We start from the raw sequence: 16,274 nt of genomic DNA on the forward strand, positions 1-16,274 counted from the left end.
CTCAGCCTGGAACGCACCATGAACACTCCGCTCGTGATTCGCCCCCGCCCCGAAGATGTCGAAGGCCAGCCGATTCTCCGCCCGTTGCCATCTGCCAGGTGCCGCAGCGTCGGACCATTCGTGTTTTTTGATCACATGCTGGAAACCCGTTATCCACCGGGCAAAGGCATGAACATCCGCCAGCACCCGCACATTGGCCTGTCCACCCTCACCTACTTGTTCCAGGGGCAAATCCAGCACAAGGACAGCCTCGGTTCGGATCAGGTTGTCGATACCGGCGATGTCAGCTGGATGACGGCCGGCAGCGCTATCGCCCACGTGGAACGCACGCCCGAGCCCCTGAAAGAAAGCGGCTTCACGATGCACGGCTTGCAGATCTGGCTGGCTTCGCCCAAGGACAAAGAACAGGGCCCGGGGCATTACAGCCACCATCCGGCGTCCACATTGCCGGTCAGCGAAAACCTGGGGGTGAAGATTCGCATGATTGCCGGGTCAGGCTTTTGCCTGGAATCACCGGTACCGGTGCTTTCTCCTACCTTGTACGCGGAATTGCACCTGCAAACGGCGACAACGCTGCTGATCCCCACCGAGCATGAAGAACGTGCGCTGTATGTGTTGAGCGGCGAGGTGCAACTGGAGGGCGAACTTCTGGAGCCCTACACGCTAGTGGTGCTGCCGGCCGGGGAAGAGATGACGCTGTTCGCCGAGAACGACTGTCATGCCGTGCTGTTTGGTGGAGCGCCACTGGATGGGCCACGGCGGATCAACTGGAATTTTGTCGCGAGCGATCCGGCGGCTATCGATGAAGCGCGTCGGCGCTGGGCGGCTGGGGATTGGCCGACGGTGCCGGGAGAAGTTGAGCGGATCGAATTGCCTTAAAATCTTTTCCGTCAGTTACATCGTCTTCGCGAGCAGGCTCGCTCCCACAGGGATATGCATTCCGCTGTGGGAGCGAGCCTGCTCGCGAAGAGGCCTTGTCAGGCACCGATTCACCCAGTGCCTAAAGTTGAATCAACCCTTGAACACTTCATCCAACAAGTTATGCATCGACGTGAATGCCCGCGCGGCAATCTTCGCGTCATACATCATCATGCCCGGCACCTTGGCGTGCGGGTCGGTGAACGAGTGGAATGCACCGCCGTAGCTCAGCAATTGCCAGTCCACACCGGCCGCGTTCATTTCATCTTCGAACGCTGGCAACTGCTCCTTCGGCACCAGTGGATCGGAGGCACCGTGCAGTACCAGGACCTTGCCCTTGATGTTTTTCGCATCGGCCGGGTTCGGTGTGTCCAGCGTGCCGTGGAACGATACGGCGGCCTTCACCGGCGCGCCGGTACGGGCAAGTTCCAGGGCACAGCAACCACCGAAGCAGAAACCGTAGGTCGCCAGTTTCGACGTATCGACCGCCGCTTCGCCCTGCTTTTGCAATTGTTCGAACGCTGCCTGCATACGCTTGCGCAGCAATGCCCGGTCATTCTTCAGCGGCATCATCGCCGCGCCTGCCTCATCGTTGTTCGTCGGACGAACCGCCTGGCCATAGAGGTCCGCAATCAGCACCACGTAGCCCTTGGCCGCCACCGATTTGGCGATCTCTTCGGCACCGGCGCCGACGCCCATCCAGTTCGGCGCCATCAACAAACCCGGGCGCGGGCCTTTATGGTCGGCGTCGAAAGCCAGGCGGCTTTCGTAAGCCTGGCCGTCAATCTGATAAGCAACGGAACGTACAGTGATTTGGCTCATTTCTGACTCCTAATGTTTAAACACCGGAATGAAAAAACCCGCCGAAGCGGGTTTTTCTACAACACAGTTAAGCCGATAGCTCGACCAACAGCTTGTTCAGACGGCGCACATAAGCCGCCGGATCTTTCAAGCTGTCACCGGCCGCCAAGGCCGCCTGATCGAAGAGGATGTGCGACAGGTCGCCGAAGCGCTCGTCGCTCTGCTCGTTGTCGAGCTTCTCGATCAGCGGGTGAGCCGGGTTGAATTCGAAGATCGGCTTCGAATCCGGCACCTTCTGGCCGCTGGCTTCGAGGATCTGACGCATCTGCAGACCCAGGTCCTGCTCGCCGATGGCGAGGATCGCCGGGGAGTCGGTCAGGCGGTGGGAAACCCGCACTTCGGCAACGGATTCGCCCAGCGCGGTCTTCAAGCGCTCGACCAGACCTTCCTTCGCCTTGGCGACTTCTTCCGCGGCCTTCTTGTCCTCTTCCGAGTCCAGGTTGCCCAGGTCCAGATCACCGCGCGCCACGTCGACGAAGCTCTTGCCGTCGAAGTCGCTGAGGTAACTCATCAGCCACTCGTCGATGCGGTCGGTCAACAGCAGCACTTCGATGCCTTTCTTGCGGAAGACTTCCAGGTGCGGGCTGTTCTTGACCTGCGCGTAGGTTTCGCCGGTCAGGTAGTAGATCTTGTCCTGACCTTCCTTGGCGCGCGCCAGGTACTCGGCCAGGCCGACAACCTGTTCGCCATCGTCGCCACTGGTCGATGCGAAACGCAGCAGACCGGCGATTTTTTCCTTGTTGGCGAAATCTTCTGCCGGGCCTTCTTTCATGACCTGACCGAAGTTTTTCCAGAAGCCCTTGTATTGCTCCGGCTCGTTCTTCGCCAGTTTTTCCAGCATGTCCAGAACGCGCTTGGTCAACGCCGACTTCATGGAGTCGATGATCGGGTCTTTCTGCAGGATTTCCCGCGACACGTTCAGCGACAGGTCGTTGGAGTCGACCACGCCCTTGATGAAGCGCAGGTACAGCGGCAGGAAGGACTCGGCCTGATCCATGACGAACACGCGCTGCACATACAGTTTCAGGCCCTTGGGTGCTTCACGCTGGTACAGGTCAAACGGCGCTCGGCTCGGCACGTACAGCAGCGAGCTGTACTCCAGCTTGCCTTCTACCTTGTTGTGGCTCCAGCTCAGCGGGTTTTCGAAATCGTGGGCGATGTGCTTGTAAAACTCTTGGTACTCCTCGTCCTTGATCTCGGTACGCGGACGGGTCCACAGGGCGCTGGCGCGGTTGACGGTTTCCCATTCAACGGCTGGCTTCTCCTCGCCTTCAGCAGCTGCCACTTCTTTCGGCAACTCGATCGGCAAGGCAATGTGATCGGAGTACTTCTTGATGATGTTACGCAGGCGCCAGCCATCGGCGAACTCGTCTTCACCGGATTTCAGGTGCAGGACGATGCGGGTACCGCGCTCGGCCTTGTCGATGGTCGCGACTTCGAAATTGCCTTCGCCCCTGGACGACCAGTGCACGCCTTCGCTGGCGGCACTGCCGGCACGACGGCTGAACACATCGACTTTGTCGGCGACGATGAATGCGGAGTAGAAACCGACACCGAACTGGCCGATCAGGTGCGAATCTTTCTTCTGGTCGCCGGTCAGGTGCTTCATGAAATCGGCGGTGCCGGACTTGGCGATGGTGCCCAGGTGGGTGATCGCATCTTCGCGGCTCATGCCGATACCGTTGTCTTCGAGGGTGACGGTTTTAGCGTCCTTGTCGAAGCTCACGCGGATTTTCAGTTCGGCACCACCTTCCAGCAGCTCTGGCTTGGCCAGGGCTTCGAAACGTAATTTGTCAACAGCGTCAGAGGCGTTCGAGATCAATTCGCGAAGGAAAATTTCCTTGTTGGAATACAGCGAATGGATCATGAGATGCAGCAGCTGCTTCACCTCGGTCTGGAAGCCCAGGGTTTCCTTTTGAGTTTCCACACTCATGGTCATCAAACTCCAATCAGATGGCATAAGCCGCGACCTTGAGGGGCAGCGGCGGGTTGTCCTCAGAGTTTGGGGCTGAGTTCAGGATTTCAAGGGCTCCTCGAGTTTGAAATGTGCACGGGCCGTGGCAATGGGTTCGGCCTCGGTGCTTTGCCAGGCGGTAATCGCCACGTTGGCAACCCGGCGACCCTGGCGGCAAACCTGGCATCGGGCCCAGGTATCGCGAAACTGCCCGGCACGCAGGTAATCCAGGGAGAAGTCGATGATCTTCGGCACCCCGGGCGTTCCGGTAAACACCAGCAGGTGCAGCGCAGCGGCCAATTCCATGAAACCGGCGATCACACCGCCGTGAATCGCCGGCAACAAAGGGTTACCAATGTTGTCCTTGTTCGCGGGCAGCTTGAACAGCAACTCATCTCCCACTCTTGAACATTCGACACCGATCAGTCGGGCATAAGGAATCAGATCCAGCAGCGAGGCGTAATCGCCCTGCTCGTGGGCCTTTTGCAATTGGTCCTTCAGAGACTCGCTCATTGCGCACCTCCGGCAACTGCGCCACCAAACCCCTTGGTACCCTTGATGCCCTTGCCCATGCGCATGAAAGTGCCCACCACATGGGCAATGGGTTGCCCGGGATCATCCTGATAGGCGAAGCCACGGGCAAAAATCACGTCGGTGGTAACCCGATAGCACTGGGCAAAGCCGTAGACATTCTTATACGGCTCGGCGGCGTGCATGTAGTCGATGCGCAGGTCGAGGGTCGGGCAGACTTCGAATTCCGGGAGCACGCAGAGTGTCGCCATGCCACAGGCCGTGTCCATCAGCGAAGTCAGCGCCCCGCCATGAATCACGCCGGTTTCGGGATTGCCGACGATCTGCGGGCTATACGGCAGCACAATTGTCAGCCCTTCACTACTGGCGCTGTGAACGCTTAGTCCAAGTACCTGGCAATGTCGCAGCGCCGACAGAAAGCGCTTCGCACGCTCAAAAACAGGGTTTTCAGCCATTTGATAAAAGCTCTTGTTTATGTCCGTACAGTGCGGTGGAGGCTCGGGTAAAAGTTCCGCACTAGAACAAACTTATATATCTGAAAGAATTAAGGAACTTAACCCTGATGCGTGGGCTCTTAATGCCAGTAGATGCTTTTCATCAGGAGAAACACCCCATGCGTAAGACTTTAGCTATTGCCTTGATGTTGACCGCTTCCCTCGGTCTCGCTGCCTGCGATAAAAAATCCGAGGACAAAGCTCAAGATGCTAACCAACATGCTGAGCAAGCCCAGCAAAAAATGAACGAAGCTCAGGATAAAGTGAACGACGCGGCGAAAGAAAACGCCGAAGCCGCCAAAGATCAGGCTCCGGCTGCTCCGGCTGCTCCAGCCACTCCGGCCGCTCCGGAAGCGCCTAAAAACTAATCCGGTTTTTAGCGTGACAAAAGAAACCCCGCCAAGTGCGGGTTTTCTTTTGCCTTGAAAAAAGCGGTTAGAGCAAAATCGTTCGAAAAGTCGGACTAATCGTCAACAACAGCGAACAGATTAATCCCACCAGCCAAACCATACTGCGTTGCCAGGCCAGGTCCTTCCAGTAACACACCAGGTAAATAACCCGCGAGACCACAAAGATGATCGCCAGACAGTCGATCAGCCATCCCTCCGTCTGCGTGGTATGCGCCATCAACACACCCACCGCGAACAACATGAACGCTTCGAAACTATTCTGATGCGCAGCTACTGCCCGGGCACCCAGGCCTGTGAGTTGCATCTGCTGCTGGCGCGGCAGGTGGTTATCGTAGCCGCCCTGCTCTTTCATGGCGCTGGTAACGGGGATTCGCGCCAGGTAGATCAACACCGCACTGATAAACACGCACCAGAATGGAATACTCATCAAGCAGCCTCTTTGATCACCTCCGGCAACGGCGCCTCTGTAGGGGTATAGACCATCACGTCGAGAACGTCGGAATGAAACTCACGGCGGTACAAAACAAACACGACGCCGGCACTCATCAACATGAATAACCATGGGCTGACAAACCAGGCCAGCATGGTCATGCCGAAGTAGTAGGAACGCAGCCCGAAGTTGAACTGGTTGGCGGCCATGGAGATGACGCGGGCCGCGCGGGAAGCAAACGCCTTGCGCTCTTGCTCCGTCACATGGCGCTCGCCGGCCATCGGTGCCGAGCCCACCAGTACCGCCGCAAAGTTGTATTGGCGCATGCACCAGCTGAACGTGAAGAACGCATAGACAAACACCAGCGCCAGGCACAGCAACTTGATTTCCGACATTCCCTGGGACGCCTGTTGCACCATCGGGATATCCGCCAGCAACGATACCGCCCGCTCCGAAGCCCCCAACACGGTGAGAATGCCGGCCAGGATAATCAACGTACTGGAGGCGAAGAACGAAGCATTGCGCTCCAGATTGCCGATCACGCTGGCATCGGCGATGCGGTTGTCACGCAGCAGCATGCGGCGCATCCAGTCCTCACGATAAAGGTGCAGCACACTGGCCAGGCACGCGGTGTCACGGCCTTTCCAGGTGGCATAACGGGTGTACCCGCCCCAGCAGGTAACAAACCAGATGGCGGCAAGAATGTGGATCAGGTTGGTTTGGATGAACGACATGCAGGTCCTTGTGATGTTATGGCAGGAACACCGAACCTTGTGGGAGCGAGCCTGCTCGCGAAAGCGGCAGATCAATCAACATTTACGCTGAATGTAACGACGCCTTCGCGAGCAGGCTCGCTCCCACATCAGGTCTTGGCAGTCTTTCGACGTTAGCTCAATGAAAAAGGCACCGCATCCCCAGATAAAAAAATGCCCCGTATCGATTGATACGGGGCATTTCCGTTTCTGCTCGAAACCCGCTTGTGGCGGGCCGTGGAGCGACTTAAGCCAAGGCTTCTTCGCGTTTGCCCAGCAGACGATCAAAGACAACTGCGACGACCAGCGTCATCACCGATGGCACCAGCCAGGCCAGACCCTGCTCGCTCAGCGGCAGGTGAGCCAATTGCGTCGGCATCCAGTCTGCCAGACCAGCCCCCTTCAGGGCGTCGATCAGGCCGAAGAGGAACGATACCAGCATGACCGGGCCGACAATGCGACCCTGCTCGTGCCAGAAGTCCTTGCAGAAGCTCAGGGCCACCAGGGCGATGCACGGCGGGTAGATCGCGGTCAGCACCGGGATCGAGAACGCAATCAGCTTGGTCAGGCCCAGGTTGGACACCAGCAGGGAGAATGCAGCAAGGATGATGACCAGCGTCTTGTAGGACAGTGGCAGTACTCGGCTGAAGTACTCGGCGCAGGCACAGGTCAGGCCAACCGCGGTCACCAGGCACGCCAGCGAAATCAACACGGCGAGGAAACCACTGCCCAGCGAACCGAAGGTGTGCTGCACGTAAGCGTGCAATACCGCCGCGCCATTGGTAGCGCCTGCGGCCACTTCATGGCTGCCCGAACCGAGACGGAACAGGCTGACATACACCAGCGCCAGGCCCACACCGGCAATCAGACCGGCGATGATCGCATAGCGGGTGATCAGTGCAGGCGACTCGACGCCACGGGAGCGGATGGCGTTGACGATGACGATACCGAACACCAGGGCGCCCAGGGTATCCATAGTCAGGTAACCATTGATGAAGCCCTGGGAAAACGGCGCCGCCACGTATTCCGGCGTCGCATGGCCAATGTCACCGGCCGGCAGAGCGAATGCGGCAATGCCCAGCACCGCCAGGGCGATGATCTTCAGCGGAGCGAGGAAGCGCCCTACGGTATCGAGCAGACGGCCCGGATACAGCGAGATGAAGAACACCAGCAGGAAGTAGACCGAGCTGTACAGGAACAACGCCAGCGGGCTCTCGCCGGTCAGCGGCGCCAGACCCACTTCGAACGATACTGTCGCGGTACGAGGCGTTGCGAAGAGCGGGCCCACGGCCAGGTAGCACGCCGCCGCCAACAGGCCGCCGGCGATTTTACCGATCGGGCTGCTCAACGCATCCATTGCGCCACCGACCTTGGCCAGGGCCACAACGGTGATCACCGGCAAACCGACCGCGGTGACCAGGAAACCCAGCGCCGCCATCCAGACATTAGGTCCGGACTGCAAACCGACGATAGGTGGGAAGATGATGTTGCCAGCCCCGACGAACAGGGCAAACGTCATAAAACCAAGTGCCAGGATGTCCTGGCCTTTCAACACTTTCATTAAGGAAATACCACACTACTGAATCGGAATTTAGAGAGGGATTTCCCTATGGGTGAGGGAAATGCTGTCAGTCCGTATAAGACCGACCCTTTTAGCGCGTTGCCGCCTTGTGGGCCGCGGACGCAAAAATGGCGCGTAGCGTAACGAATTTGGCCGTCAAACGCACTGTTAGAGGGCGAACTATCCGATCTACGACATTTGTGTGTCGCATTTTCGCATGTAAATGGTTAGCGTCTGTAAGTCCGCCTTCGCGGGCTTGCTCCGGGCGGCGTTCCGACGATAGCGTCCGCACGGTCGGCGCAAATCCCGAAAACGACAAAGGCCACCCGAAGGTGGCCTTTGTTTGGTGAAGCGTCAGTCAAGCACGAAGCTTACTTGACAGCCCAACCAGTCAGCTCGGCCAGGGCCTTGCCGATGTCTGCCAGCGAACGCACGGTTTTCACGCCTGCGTCTTGCAGAGCAGCGAATTTCTCGTCTGCAGTGCCTTTGCCGCCAGAGATGATTGCACCAGCATGGCCCATGCGCTTGCCCGGAGGAGCAGTCACACCAGCGATGTAGGAAACAACCGGCTTGGTCACGTTTGCCTTGATGTAGGCAGCCGCTTCTTCTTCAGCCGAACCGCCGATCTCGCCGATCATCACGATCGCTTCGGTCTTCGGGTCTTCCTGGAACAGCTTCAGGATGTCGATGAAGTTCGAACCCGGGATCGGGTCACCGCCGATGCCGACGCAAGTCGACTGACCGAAACCGGCGTCAGTAGTCTGCTTCACAGCTTCGTAGGTCAGGGTGCCGGAACGGGAAACGATACCGACCTTGCCTGGCAAGTGAATGTGACCTGGCATGATGCCGATCTTGCATTCGCCTGGAGTGATCACGCCTGGGCAGTTAGGGCCGATCAGGGTAACACCCAGCTCGTCGCACTTGACCTTGGCATCCAGCATGTCCAGGGTAGGAATGCCTTCGGTGATGCACACGATCAGCTTGATGCCGCCGAAGGCAGCTTCCAGGATCGAGTCCTTGCAGAAAGGAGCCGGAACGTAGATCACGCTGGCGGTGGCGCCAGTGGCAGCTACGGCGTCTTTCACGGTGTTGAACACTGGCAGGCCCAGGTGCTCGGTGCCGCCTTTGCCTGGAGTTACACCACCAACCATCTTGGTGCCGTACTCGATGGCTTGCTGGGTGTGGAAACTACCTTGCGAACCGGTAATACCCTGGCAGATAACCTTGGTGTCTTTATTGATCAGGACGCTCATTATTTGCCCTCCGCAGCTTTGACAACTTGTTGAGCAGCGTCGGTCAGGCTGGTAGCAGCGATGATGTTCAAACCGCTTTCTGCCAGTACTTTAGCGCCCAGCTCAGCGTTGTTGCCTTCAAGGCGAACAACAACCGGGATTTTCACGCCGACTTCTTTCACTGCACCGATGATGCCTTCGGCAATCATGTCGCAACGAACGATGCCGCCGAAGATGTTGACCAGTACTGCAGCGACGTTAGTGTCGGACAGGATGATCTTGAACGCTTCGGTAACGCGTTCCTTGGTAGCACCGCCGCCCACGTCGAGGAAGTTGGCTGGCTTGCCGCCATGCAGGTTGACGATGTCCATGGTACCCATGGCCAGGCCGGCACCGTTGACCATGCAACCGATGTTGCCTTCCAGCGCTACGTAGTTCAGTTCGAACTTGGCAGCGTGCGCTTCGCGCGGATCGTCTTGCGACGGATCGTGGAAAGTCTTCAGCTTCGGCTGACGGTACATGGCGTTGGCGTCGATGTTGATCTTGGCGTCCAGGCAGTGCAGATCGCCGTCAGCCTTGATCACCAGCGGGTTCACTTCCAGCAGGGCCAGATCGTGATCCTGGAACAGTTTGGCCAGACCTACGAAGATCTTGGCGAACTGGGCAACTTGCTTGCCTTCCAGACCCAGCTGGAATGCCAGCTCGCGACCCTGGAATGGCTGAGCGCCAACCAGTGGGTCGATAGTGGCTTTCAGAATTTTTTCTGGAGTGTCGTGAGCGATTTTCTCGATGTCCACGCCACCTTCGGTGGAAGCCATGAACACGATACGACGGCTCGAACGGTCAACGACAGCGCCCAGGTACAGTTCTTTAGCGATATCAGTGCACGATTCAACCAGGATCTTGGTGACTGGCTGACCGTTGGCGTCAGTCTGGTAAGTCACCAGACGCTTGCCCAGCCACTGCTGTGCGAAGGCTTTGGCGTCTTCTTTGTTGCGAACCAGCTTGACGCCGCCCGCTTTACCGCGACCACCGGCGTGGACCTGGGCTTTGACAACCCACTCGCTGCCGCCGATTTTGTCGCAAGCTTCTGCTGCTGCTTCCGGGGTGTCTACCGCGTAACCGGTGGAAACTGGCAGGCCGTACTCAGCGAACAGCTGCTTACCCTGATACTCGTGAAGATTCATGCTTATTACCGTCTTCGTTAGGTACTGCGCATTCGGTGCTGCACTCATTCAAGTGCCGCACCACCTGTGACTGCTGCTTGCATGGCCTTTCCGGATACCCGGTACAGCCACGCAAGACTGCGTCCAGCGGATATTCCGCGGTGAGTCTTGCATGCAAGGCTCACGACGGGCCATTCCGCCGTGGTTTCTTATTGTCTTAACGCTTCTTGCGGTTGGCGATGTGGATGGCGCCGCCATTCACTGCCAAAGCAGCTTCGTGCAAGGCTTCAGACAGGGTCGGATGGGAGAAAACCATCATGCCCAGGTCTTCAGCGCTGGTGCCGAATTCCATACCGATCGCGCCCTGCTGAACCAGTTCTGCAGCGCTTGGGCCAATCACGTGAACGCCCAGAACGCGGTCTGTCTTGGCATCTGCGATGACCTTGACGAAACCACCGGTGTCGTTGGCAGCCATGGCACGGCCAGAGGCTGCGAACGGGAAGGTGCCGACGTTAACTTCAACGCCTTCAGCTTTCAAGGCCTGCTCGGTTTTACCGACCCACGCGATTTCCGGGTGAGTATAAATAACCGAAGGGATCAGGTCATAGTTCATCTGAGCCTTGTGGCCCTTGATGCGCTCGACAACCATGATGCCCTCTTCCGAGGCCTTGTGCGCCAGCATCATGCCGCGAACCACGTCACCGATGGCATAGACGCCCGGTACGGTGGTCGCGCAGTGATCGTCAACGTGCACGAAACCGCGCTCGTCCAGGGTCACGCCGCTGTCGGCAGCCAGCAGATCAGTGGTCACCGGACGGCGACCAACGGCTACGATCAGCTTGTCGAAAGTGATGGTCTGTTCGCCGTTGGCGTCGGTGTAGTTCACAACGACTTCGTCGCCGTTCACTTTCGAGCCGGTCACGCGGGCGCCCAGTTTGATATCCAGCCCCTGTTTGGTCAGGGTCTTCAGCGCTTCCTTGGAAACAGCGGTGTCCGCTGCCATCAGGAAGGTGTCCAGAGCTTCGAGGACAGTCACTTCTGCACCCAGACGCGACCAGACCGAACCCAGCTCCAGGCCGATCACGCCAGCGCCGATCACGCCCAGACGCTTTGGTACAGCCTGGAATTCCAGCGCGCCAGTCGAATCAACGATGACTTTCTGGTCAACCGGTGCCGGTGGAATGTCGATCGGACGCGAACCTGGAGCCAGGATGACGTTTTCGGCTTCGATGACTTCAACCGAGCCGTCTGGCTTGGTGACTTCAACTTTCTTGCCGGCCAGCAGTTTGCCGTGGCCCTGGATCGAAATAACGCCGTTGGCCTTGAACAGGGTGGCAACACCGCCGGTCAGGTTCTTGACGATGCCGGCCTTGCGGCCAACCATCGCAGCGACGTCCATTTTGACTTCGCCGGTCGAGATACCGTGGACGTTGAAGCTTTCTTTCGCTTCCTTGTATTTCCAGGAGCTGTCCAGCAGCGCCTTGGAAGGAATGCAGCCTACGTTCAGGCAGGTGCCGCCCAGGGCTTGCTTGCCTTCAGCATCGGTGTACTTCTCGATGCAGGCAGTGCTCAGACCGAGTTGCGCGGCCTTGATGGCAGCCACGTAGCCGCCAGGGCCCGCACCGATCACTACTACGTCAAATTTCTGCGACATTCAAAAAATCCTCTTTAGCGAAAAGCTTCAAGCCGCGAGCGGCAAGCCAGGCTGCGGGTTTTCCGACAGCCTGGGCTTGCAGCTCATGGCTGCTTCTATCAGATATCCAGCAACAGACGAGCCGGATCTTCCAGCAGGTTCTTGATGGTCACCAGGAAGGTCACAGCTTCTTTGCCATCGATCAGACGGTGATCGTAGGACAGTGCCAGGTACATCATCGGGCGGATAACGACCTGACCGTTGATGGCCATAGGACGCTGGATGATGTTGTGCATGCCCAGGATGGCTGCTTGTGGCGGGTTGACGATCGGGGTCGACATCATCGAACCGAAAGTACCGCCGTTGGTGATGGTGAAAGTACCACCGGTCATTTCGTCCATCGACAGTTTGCCGTCACGGGCTTTCTTGCCGAAGGTGGCGATGCCGCCTTCGATTTCAGCCAGGCTCATCAGTTCGGCGTTACGCAGGACCGGTACAACCAGGCCGCGATCGCTGGAAACTGCAACGCCGATGTCAGCGTAGCCGTGGTAAACGATGTCGCCGCCGTCGATCGAGGCGTTGACAGCCGGGAAGCGTTTCAGCGCTTCGGTGGCTGCTTTCACGAAGAACGACATGAAGCCCAGGCGTACGCCGTTGTGGGACTTCTCGAACAGGTCCTTGTACTTCGAACGCAGCGCCATGACTTCGGTCATGTCGACTTCGTTGAAAGTGGTCAGCATCGCCATGTTCGACTGGGCTTCAACCAGACGCTTGGCCACGGTGGCGCGAACGCGGGTCATCGGAACGCGCTTCTCGATGCGGTCGCCAGCAGCGAACACAGGAGCAGCGGCAGCCGGAGCAGCAGCCTTGGCAGGCGCGGCAGCAGGAGCGGCTTTCTTGGCTTCGACAGCGGCAACCACGTCTTCCTTGGTTACACGACCATCTTTGCCAGTGCCTTTGACGGACGCCAGGTTGATGCCGTTTTCTTCGGCCAGCTTGCGAGCGGCTGGAGCTGCGATAGCGTCTTCGTCAGCGCCGGCAGCTGGAGCAGCGGCAGCAGCGGCCGGAGCAGCAGCGGCAGCCGGAGCGGCAGCAGCAACGCCGCCTTCAACGATGGAGCCGAGGACTTCGTCGGACAGAACGGTGTCGCCTTCGTTCTTGACGATTGCGCCCAGCACGCCGTCAGCGGTAGCCAGCACTTCCAGCACGACTTTGTCGGTTTCGATGTCGACGATCAGTTCGTCGCGCTTGACCGCATCGCCCGGTTGTTTGTGCCAGGTGGCAACGGTGCCATCGGCAACCGATTCCGGGAAAGTGGGGGCTTTGATCTCGATAGCCATTGTCTGTGGTTCCTTAAATTCGGTTTCAGGTGCGCGAAGGCGTTAAACAGTAAAGGCGTCTTGCAGCAGCTGTTCCTGCTGTTCGGCGTGCATCGATGCGTAACCGCATGCAGGTGCAGCAGAAGCCTCGCGGCCCGCGTACTCGAGTACGAGCGACTTGTTGAGGTTGCTGATGCTGCGACGCATGTGGTGTTGGCTGCAGTACCACGCACCCTGGTTCATCGGCTCTTCCTGACACCAGACGGCATGCTTGACGTTGGTGTAAGGCGCCAGGACTTCCTTCAAGTCGTCCTCAGGGAATGGGTACAGCTGCTCGATACGCACGATGGCGATGTCGTCACGACCTTCGGCACGGCGTTTTTCCAGCAGGTCGTAGTAGACCTTGCCGCTACACAGAACAACGCGCTCGACCTTTTTCGGGTCCAGGGCATCGATTTCCGGGATAACGGTCTGGAACGAACCTTCGGCCAGATCTTCCAGCGTCGAGATGGCCAGCTTGTGGCGCAGCAGCGACTTCGGAGTCAGGACTACCAAAGGCTTGCGCAGCGGGCGAATGACCTGACGGCGCAGCAAGTGGTAGATCTGAGCCGGCGTCGTCGGCATGCACACCTGAATGTTGTGCTCGGCGCACAGCTGCAGGTAACGCTCCAGACGAGCCGAGGAGTGCTCCGGACCCTGACCTTCATAACCGTGCGGCAGCAGCATGGTCAGACCGCACAGACGGCCCCACTTGTGCTCGCCACTGGTGATGAACTGGTCGATAACTACCTGGGCGCCGTTGGCGAAGTCGCCGAACTGGGCTTCCCAGATAACCAGGGCATTCGGCGTGGTGGTCGAGTAACCGTACTCGAACGCCAACACCGCTTCTTCGGACAGGAACGAGTCGTACAGGTCAAAGCGCGGCTGACCGTCGTACAGGTTCTGCAGCGGGATGTAGGTGCCCGCGTCTTTCTGGTTGTGCAGGACAGCATGACGGTGCGAGAACGTACCGCGGCCGATGTCCTGGCCAGTCATGCGAATCGGGTGACCTTCGAACGCCAGGGTCGCGTACGCCATGGTTTCGGCGTAACCCCAGTTGATCGGCAGGCCGCCGGCTTGCATCTTCTGGCGGTCTTCGTAGATCTTGGCAACCTGACGCTGAACCACGAAGCCTTCCGGGATTTCCAGCAGCTTGGCGGACAGTTCCTGCAAGGTCTTGAGATCGAAGCGAGTGTCGTGACGCGCGGTCCAGGTGTGACCCAGGTACGGACGCCAGTCCACGAACAGTTCCTTGTTCGGCTCCTTGACCAGGCTTTTCACTACGTGCAGACCGTTGTCCAGCGCGTTGCGGTATTCGTCGACTTTCGCCTGGACCCGCTCGGCATCCAGCACGCCGGCCTGAATCAGACGATCGGCATACAGCTCACGGGTGGTGCGCTGCTTGGTGATCTGCTGATACATCAGTGGCTGTGTACCGCTTGGCTCGTCGGCCTCGTTGTGGCCGCGACGGCGGTAGCAGACCAGGTCGATCACCACGTCACGCTTGAACTGCATGCGGTAATCGATGGCCAGCTGGGTCACGAACAATACGGCTTCCGGATCATCACCATTTACATGGAGGATCGGCGCCTGAATCATTTTCGCGACGTCGGTGGCGTACTCGGTGGAACGCGAGTCCAGCGGGTTGCTGATGGTGAAACCAACCTGGTTGTTGACCACGATGTGCACGGTGCCGCCGGTCTTGAAACCGCGGGTCTGCGACATCTGGAAGGTTTCCATGACCACGCCCTGACCTGCGAACGCAGCGTCACCGTGGATGGAGATCGGCAGAACCTTCTCGCCGGTCGGGTCGTTACGACGGTCCTGACGGGCGCGAACCGAACCCTCGACCACCGGGGATACGATTTCCAAGTGGGACGGGTTGAACGCCATGGCCAGGTGAACTTCGCCGCCGGTGGTCATCACGTTGGACGAGAAGCCCTGGTGGTATTTCACGTCACCGGAACCCAGCTCGACCTTCTTCTTGCCTTCGAACTCGTCGAACAGCTCGCGCGGGTTCTTGCCGAAGGTGTTGACCAGCACGTTCAGACGGCCACGGTGGGCCATGCCGATGACGATTTCCTTGGTGCCGTAGGAACCGGAACGCTGGATCAGCTCGTCGAGCATCGGAATCAGGCTCTCGCCGCCTTCCAGACCGAAACGCTTGGTGCCCGGGTATTTGGTGCCCAGGTATTTTTCCAGGCCTTCGCCCGCGGTCACGCGCTCGAGCAAGTGGCTCTTGATGTCGGCGGAGTACGTCGGACGACCGCGTACGCTTTCCAGACGCTGCTGGAACCACTGGCGCTGCTCGGATTCGGTGATGTGCGTAAATTCAGCGCCGATGGTGCGGCAATATGTCTGCTGCAACGCTTCGTGAATTTCGCGTAGGCTCGCCTCCTCTTTGCCGATGAACAGGTCGCCGGCACGGAAGGTCGTATCAAGATCGGCATTGGTCAAGCCGTAATGATTGATCGACAGGTCTGCAGGTGCAGTACGCTGCCACAGCCCCAGCGGGTCAAGCTGGGCTGCCTGGTGGCCACGCATACGGTAGGCCTGGATCAATCGCAGCACTTCAACTTGCTTCTTCTCGTGCTCAGTGCTCACGCTACCGGCGGAAACCGGTTGGGCGCGGCGCTGGTTCTTTGCCAGCAACACGAAATGATCGCGAATTGTGGAGTGCGAAACATCGGTGGCAGAGTTGCCGTCAGCTGGCAACTTCTGGAAGTAGGTGCGCCACTCTTCTGGCACAGCGTTAGGGTCGTGCAGGTAGAGCTCGTAAAGCTCTTCCACATAGGCAGCGTTACTACCGGATAGGTAGGCACTGTTCCACATGCGCTGCATCACGCTTTCTTGCATGCTTGGTCACCCTCGGTTAGGGGAACACCATCGGTGTCGACACCGAGCAAACTTGCAGAAGTCCGAATGCAGCGACCAAAACAAGCCACTAGGATCACACTGATAGTCCGGGTACCAG

The 16,274-nt window shown here is 58.6% G+C and carries 14 protein-coding genes; 2 read left to right on the forward strand and 12 right to left on the reverse strand.

Going from position 1 to position 16,274, the window contains the following annotated elements; genetic code table 11:
* The first annotated feature begins 18 nt into the window (after positions 1-18).
* A complete protein-coding gene (locus tag CAF65_RS14875; RefSeq protein WP_085716943.1) occupies positions 19-879 on the forward strand; it encodes a pirin family protein in 861 nt (286 codons plus the stop codon).
* A 132-nt stretch (positions 880-1,011) separates the two neighbouring features.
* Here CAF65_RS14875 and CAF65_RS14880 read toward each other — a convergent pair whose 3' ends face one another.
* The 4 genes from CAF65_RS14880 to CAF65_RS14895 form a co-directional block, all read right to left on the reverse strand.
* Positions 1,012-1,740 carry a dienelactone hydrolase family protein gene (locus tag CAF65_RS14880; protein WP_085716944.1) on the reverse strand — a complete coding sequence of 243 codons (729 nt, stop codon included), beginning with the start codon at positions 1,738-1,740 and terminating at the stop codon, positions 1,012-1,014.
* A gap of 67 nt (positions 1,741-1,807) precedes the next feature.
* Entirely contained in the window at positions 1,808-3,712 is a 1,905-nt protein-coding gene (htpG, locus tag CAF65_RS14885; RefSeq protein ID WP_085717063.1) for a molecular chaperone HtpG, read from the reverse strand.
* 81 nt (positions 3,713-3,793) lie between these two features.
* Positions 3,794-4,246, reverse strand: a complete 453-nt coding sequence (locus tag CAF65_RS14890) for a PaaI family thioesterase (protein ID WP_008017871.1) — start codon at positions 4,244-4,246, stop codon at positions 3,794-3,796.
* Positions 4,243-4,719: a PaaI family thioesterase gene (locus tag CAF65_RS14895; RefSeq protein WP_085716945.1), complete on the reverse strand. Its 477-nt coding sequence runs from the start codon at positions 4,717-4,719 to the stop codon at positions 4,243-4,245. Before CAF65_RS14895 ends, CAF65_RS14890 begins: the two co-directional genes overlap by 4 nt.
* Positions 4,720-4,877: 158 nt before the next feature.
* Between CAF65_RS14895 and CAF65_RS14900 the strand changes: the two genes are divergently transcribed.
* Entirely contained in the window at positions 4,878-5,126 is a 249-nt protein-coding gene (locus tag CAF65_RS14900; RefSeq protein WP_085717064.1) for a hypothetical protein, read from the forward strand.
* 67 nt (positions 5,127-5,193) lie between these two features.
* Here the strand turns inward: CAF65_RS14900 and CAF65_RS14905 are convergent, their stop codons facing one another.
* The 8 genes from CAF65_RS14905 to CAF65_RS14940 all read right to left on the reverse strand — a co-directional run bounded on the left by CAF65_RS14905 (position 5,194) and on the right by CAF65_RS14940 (position 16,156).
* A complete protein-coding gene (locus tag CAF65_RS14905) occupies positions 5,194-5,595 on the reverse strand; it encodes an MAPEG family protein (protein ID WP_085716946.1) in 402 nt (133 codons plus the stop codon).
* On the reverse strand, positions 5,595-6,332 hold the full coding sequence (locus tag CAF65_RS14910) for a DUF599 domain-containing protein (protein ID WP_085716947.1): 738 nt from the start codon (positions 6,330-6,332) through the stop codon (positions 5,595-5,597). Before CAF65_RS14910 ends, CAF65_RS14905 begins: the two co-directional genes overlap by 1 nt.
* Positions 6,333-6,597: 265 nt before the next feature.
* Positions 6,598-7,911: a branched-chain amino acid transport system II carrier protein gene (gene brnQ / locus CAF65_RS14915; RefSeq protein WP_085716948.1), complete on the reverse strand. Its 1,314-nt coding sequence runs from the start codon at positions 7,909-7,911 to the stop codon at positions 6,598-6,600.
* 371 nt (positions 7,912-8,282) lie between these two features.
* Positions 8,283-9,164, reverse strand: coding sequence for a succinate--CoA ligase subunit alpha (sucD, locus tag CAF65_RS14920; protein ID WP_007931513.1), 882 nt, complete (start codon positions 9,162-9,164; stop codon positions 8,283-8,285).
* Positions 9,164-10,330 (reverse strand): ADP-forming succinate--CoA ligase subunit beta, encoded by a 1,167-nt coding sequence (gene sucC / locus CAF65_RS14925; protein ID WP_003223015.1) that lies wholly within the window; start codon positions 10,328-10,330, stop codon positions 9,164-9,166. Before sucC ends, sucD begins: the two co-directional genes overlap by 1 nt.
* A gap of 196 nt (positions 10,331-10,526) precedes the next feature.
* Positions 10,527-11,963, reverse strand: coding sequence for a dihydrolipoyl dehydrogenase (gene lpdA / locus CAF65_RS14930; RefSeq protein WP_085716949.1), 1,437 nt, complete (start codon positions 11,961-11,963; stop codon positions 10,527-10,529).
* A 98-nt stretch (positions 11,964-12,061) separates the two neighbouring features.
* Positions 12,062-13,282 carry a 2-oxoglutarate dehydrogenase complex dihydrolipoyllysine-residue succinyltransferase gene (gene odhB / locus CAF65_RS14935; protein ID WP_085716950.1) on the reverse strand — a complete coding sequence of 407 codons (1,221 nt, stop codon included), beginning with the start codon at positions 13,280-13,282 and terminating at the stop codon, positions 12,062-12,064.
* 42 nt (positions 13,283-13,324) lie between these two features.
* Positions 13,325-16,156: a 2-oxoglutarate dehydrogenase E1 component gene (locus tag CAF65_RS14940; RefSeq protein WP_085716951.1), complete on the reverse strand. Its 2,832-nt coding sequence runs from the start codon at positions 16,154-16,156 to the stop codon at positions 13,325-13,327.
* Positions 16,157-16,274 lie beyond the last annotated feature (118 nt).

The sequence above is a fragment of the Pseudomonas sp. B28(2017) genome, from assembly GCF_002113025.1.
GTDB lineage: Bacteria > Pseudomonadota > Gammaproteobacteria > Pseudomonadales > Pseudomonadaceae > Aquipseudomonas.

Coding starts and splice junctions, on each gene's coding strand:
- CAF65_RS14875 (WP_085716943.1), top strand. CDS start 19: ATGAACACTCCGCTCGTGATTCGCCCCCGCCCCGAAGATGTCGAAGGC.
- CAF65_RS14880 (WP_085716944.1), bottom strand. CDS start 1,740: ATGAGCCAAATCACTGTACGTTCCGTTGCTTATCAGATTGACGGCCAG.
- htpG (WP_085717063.1), bottom strand. CDS start 3,712: ATGAGTGTGGAAACTCAAAAGGAAACCCTGGGCTTCCAGACCGAGGTG.
- CAF65_RS14890 (WP_008017871.1), bottom strand. CDS start 4,246: ATGAGCGAGTCTCTGAAGGACCAATTGCAAAAGGCCCACGAGCAGGGC.
- CAF65_RS14895 (WP_085716945.1), bottom strand. CDS start 4,719: ATGGCTGAAAACCCTGTTTTTGAGCGTGCGAAGCGCTTTCTGTCGGCG.
- CAF65_RS14900 (WP_085717064.1), top strand. CDS start 4,878: ATGCGTAAGACTTTAGCTATTGCCTTGATGTTGACCGCTTCCCTCGGT.
- CAF65_RS14905 (WP_085716946.1), bottom strand. CDS start 5,595: ATGAGTATTCCATTCTGGTGCGTGTTTATCAGTGCGGTGTTGATCTAC.
- CAF65_RS14910 (WP_085716947.1), bottom strand. CDS start 6,332: ATGTCGTTCATCCAAACCAACCTGATCCACATTCTTGCCGCCATCTGG.
- brnQ (WP_085716948.1), bottom strand. CDS start 7,911: ATGAAAGTGTTGAAAGGCCAGGACATCCTGGCACTTGGTTTTATGACG.
- sucD (WP_007931513.1), bottom strand. CDS start 9,164: ATGAGCGTCCTGATCAATAAAGACACCAAGGTTATCTGCCAGGGTATT.
- sucC (WP_003223015.1), bottom strand. CDS start 10,330: ATGAATCTTCACGAGTATCAGGGTAAGCAGCTGTTCGCTGAGTACGGC.
- lpdA (WP_085716949.1), bottom strand. CDS start 11,963: ATGTCGCAGAAATTTGACGTAGTAGTGATCGGTGCGGGCCCTGGCGGC.
- odhB (WP_085716950.1), bottom strand. CDS start 13,282: ATGGCTATCGAGATCAAAGCCCCCACTTTCCCGGAATCGGTTGCCGAT.
- CAF65_RS14940 (WP_085716951.1), bottom strand. CDS start 16,156: ATGCAAGAAAGCGTGATGCAGCGCATGTGGAACAGTGCCTACCTATCC.